Genomic DNA, 3098 nt, shown 5'->3' on the forward strand with positions numbered 1-3098 from the left:
CAACCGAGACCCACCGCGTTTTCCGGTCGGGCGTGTCGGAGCCAGAGACCAGATGAGACACGTCCGTGTCGTTGGCGTGTCACGGCGCCGAGCCTAAACGCGGCCGGACCGGCGACCGCGATCAGGTGGCCTTGAAGTCGTCCGGGGTGACGCTGTCCAGGAACTCCTTGAATTTCTCCACCTCGTCCTCGCGGACCGCGCCGGTACCCTCGTTGTCGCCTTCGTCGGGGATCAACAGACCGGCCTCGGCCAGCACCGCCTCCTCGACGTAGATCGGCACCCCGACCCGCAGTGCGACGGCCACCGAGTCCGACGGCCGCGCTGACACGGTGATCCCCCGGTCGAAGATCAGGTCGGCGTAGAAGGTGCCCTCCTGCAGATCGACGATCCGCACCTCCTTGAGCGAATGCCCCAGCGCGGTGATCAGGTCCCGGATCAGGTCGTGGGTCAGTGGCCGGGCCGGTTCGACGCCTTGCTGTTCCAGGGCGATGGCGGCGGCCTCGGCCTGACCGATCCAGATCGGCAGGTATCGGTCGCCGTCGGCCTCGCGCAGCAGCAGCACCGGCTGATTCTGCGGCTGTTCGACGCGGATGCCGACCACCCGTACTTCACTCATCCGAGTCCGCCCTCCGCATCTGCCGGTATTGATGCCGTCGGCCCGGTGCAAACCCGTGGTGGCACAACCACACCGCTGCACATCAGGCCGTCGAGGAAAGTCTAGTCCTCAGCGCTGCAGAACGTCGCGAACCGCGGACTTGACCAGCGCCGTGTGCAGGGTGATCGCCAGCGCGGCGACCTCGCGCGCCAGGTCGTCCGCCCGGTCCCGGGCACCGGCCTTCCCGGCCTTCACCACCGGCCCGGCGATCTGGGCGATCAGGTCGGACTGCCGGTCGGCGGCCGATCGAAACGCCCGCAGGTGACGCGGCTCCACCCCGTATTCGGCCAGCGCCTGGGCGCACTGCAGGATGACGACGGCATGCTCGTCGAAGAAGCCGGCCGGCCCGGTGGTGATCACCCCGGCCTTGACCAGCGCCCGGAGCAGCTCGTCGGGGACGCCGGAGCGCTGCAGCAGCGACTCCCGGCTCAGCCGCGCCGGGGTGGGCTCCGGGGTGGGCTCCGGGGCGCGCGAAGCGTCGTCGGTCACCGGGATAAGCCGCCGGTAGCGCGCCCCGGGGTGCAGGGCGGGCAGGTCGCCGTCGGGTTCGGCGTCGAGCCGCGCCTTGATCACCTTCAGCGGCAGATACTGGTCCCGTTGGGCGGTCAGGATGAACCGCAGCCGGGCGCAGTCGTGGGCGCTGAACCGCCGGTACCCGGACGCGGCGCGCTCCGGGGTCACCAGGCCTTCGGCCTCCAGGAAGCGGATCTTGGAGATGGTGACATCGGGGAAGTCCGGCCGAAGCAGGTCCAGCACCGCTCCGATCGACATCCCGACCGGCTCGGGCGCATCGGGGGCGGTCACCGGCCTGCTACCCGGTGCGGTTCTCGCCGGTCTTCGGGCCGGTCAGGAACACCAGGCGGAACTTGCCGACCTGAACCTCGTCACCGTTGACCAGCACGGCCGAGTCGACCGGCTCCCGGTTGACGTAGGTGCCGTTCAGGCTGCCGACGTCGACCACCTGGAATTCCGAGCCCTCCAGCCGGAACTCGGCGTGGCGTCGGCTGACGGTGACGTCGTCGAGGAAGATGTCGCTGTCGGGATGCCGCCCCGCCGCGGTGACCGCCTGGTCGAGCAGGAAGCGGGATCCGGCGTTGGGCCCGCGTTTGACCACCAGCAACGCCGAGCCGGCCGGCAGTCCCTCCACGCCGGAGACCACGCTTTCGCCGCTCGGCGGCGCCGGCGCGTCCAGTTCATTGAGGAAGTCGGCGCGAAAGACCGATGTGGTCTCGACGCTCGGCTCGTCAACGTTCTGGTCGTCGTCCTTCTCCGTCACCCGCTGCTCCTCACTGGCCGCTGTGGTCCACGCTTGCCCGGCTGCACGTCGGCGTCTCGCCGATGTAGTCGACCGTACCGCGCGACGCCCGTCGATGGGCACCGCACCGCCGGTTCGGTCACCGGATTTAACCGCCCAGGAACCCTAACAGGGTCACTCGGTCACCGTCGCCCGATACGCGTCCGCGTCGAGCAGTCCGGCCAGGTCGGCCACCAGCGCATCCGCCTGCCCGGCGTCCGCCTGCAGGTCCAGCAGCCACCCCGCGCCGTACGGGTCGGAGTTCACCAACTGCGGATTGGCCTCCAAATCTCCGTTGACGGCAACCACTTTCGCCGAAATCGGCGCGTACAGGTCCGACACCGACTTGGTCGACTCCACCTCGCCGAAGGCCTCCCCCGCGATCACCTGGGTGCCGACCCCGGGCAGCTGCACGAACACCACGTCGCCGAGGGCGGCCTGGGCGAAGTCGGTGATCCCCACCCGCACGGTGTCCGCGCCGGTGCGCTGCACCCATTCGTGTTCGGCGGTGTAGTGCAGGTCGGCTGGGACTTGGCTCGCAGGGCTCACAGGGGTCGCTCTCCTTCTCGGCGGTGTTCATTTGACGGGCTGAGCGTATTGCCGCGGTTTCGGCTGCCGCAAGGAGGTCACGTCGACCCGGTCGGCCTGCTGCACGGTCATGGTCCCGCCGAGTGCCCCGACGCTGTCGATGGCGCCGCCCGGGATGTTCAACGCGGCGGCCAGGGTGGGCGGATCGCCGATCGCCAGCACCGAATACGGTGGCGCGAGGGTCGTGCCGTCGAAATCCAGCTGCCCGGGCACGCCGACCACCCAGGTGTCCACCCCGACGCGCACGCCCTGGGCGCCGGCGCGGATCTCCATCGCCTCGGCGCCGGCGGCCCGCAGCTCGTTGATCACGTCCAGCAGCGCCTCGGCGGGCACCCCGTGACCGGGATCCTCGATCGTCACCGTGACACCCGGCCCGACCGCGGCGACGGTGCCGGTCATGATCGCCAACGCCGCGAGCCGGGCCTGGGCGTTCTCGATCGCCGCCTGGTCGCTGCTGCCCGACTGCTGCAGGGTGGTCAGTTCCCGCTGCAGCTCGGTGACTTCGGTGTTCAGCGCGGCCTCGCGCTGACGCAGCGAGTCGAGCAGCACCAGCAGATCGGC

At 70.1% G+C, this 3098-nt stretch carries 5 protein-coding genes; all 5 read right to left on the reverse strand.

Translation table 11 applies throughout. The features are described 5' to 3' along the window. Positions 1-121 precede the first annotated feature (121 nt). Positions 122-616, reverse strand: a complete 495-nt coding sequence (locus AC2VNT_RS00455; protein WP_486944987.1) for a bifunctional nuclease family protein — start codon at positions 614-616, stop codon at positions 122-124. Between the two features lie 108 nt (positions 617-724). Then, positions 725-1459: a transcriptional regulator FtsR gene (ftsR, locus tag AC2VNT_RS00460; RefSeq protein WP_486944988.1), complete on the reverse strand. Its 735-nt coding sequence runs from the start codon at positions 1457-1459 to the stop codon at positions 725-727. 7 nt (positions 1460-1466) lie between these two features. Further along, positions 1467-1931 (reverse strand): glycogen accumulation regulator GarA, encoded by a 465-nt coding sequence (gene garA / locus AC2VNT_RS00465; protein ID WP_486944989.1) that lies wholly within the window; start codon positions 1929-1931, stop codon positions 1467-1469. Between the two features lie 153 nt (positions 1932-2084). Next, on the reverse strand, positions 2085-2498 hold the full coding sequence (gcvH, locus tag AC2VNT_RS00470; RefSeq protein ID WP_486944990.1) for a glycine cleavage system protein GcvH: 414 nt from the start codon (positions 2496-2498) through the stop codon (positions 2085-2087). A gap of 27 nt (positions 2499-2525) precedes the next feature. Continuing rightward, a partial coding sequence (locus tag AC2VNT_RS00475) for a DUF881 domain-containing protein (RefSeq protein ID WP_486944991.1) occupies positions 2526-3098 on the reverse strand: 573 nt, incomplete at its 5' end.

This window comes from Mycobacterium sp. TH-M15, from assembly GCF_057473705.1.

Excerpts from the sequence above, each read along its gene's own strand:
- AC2VNT_RS00455 (WP_486944987.1), bottom strand. The coding sequence starts at position 616 with ATGAGTGAAGTACGGGTGGTCGGCATCCGCGTCGAACAGCCGCAGAAT.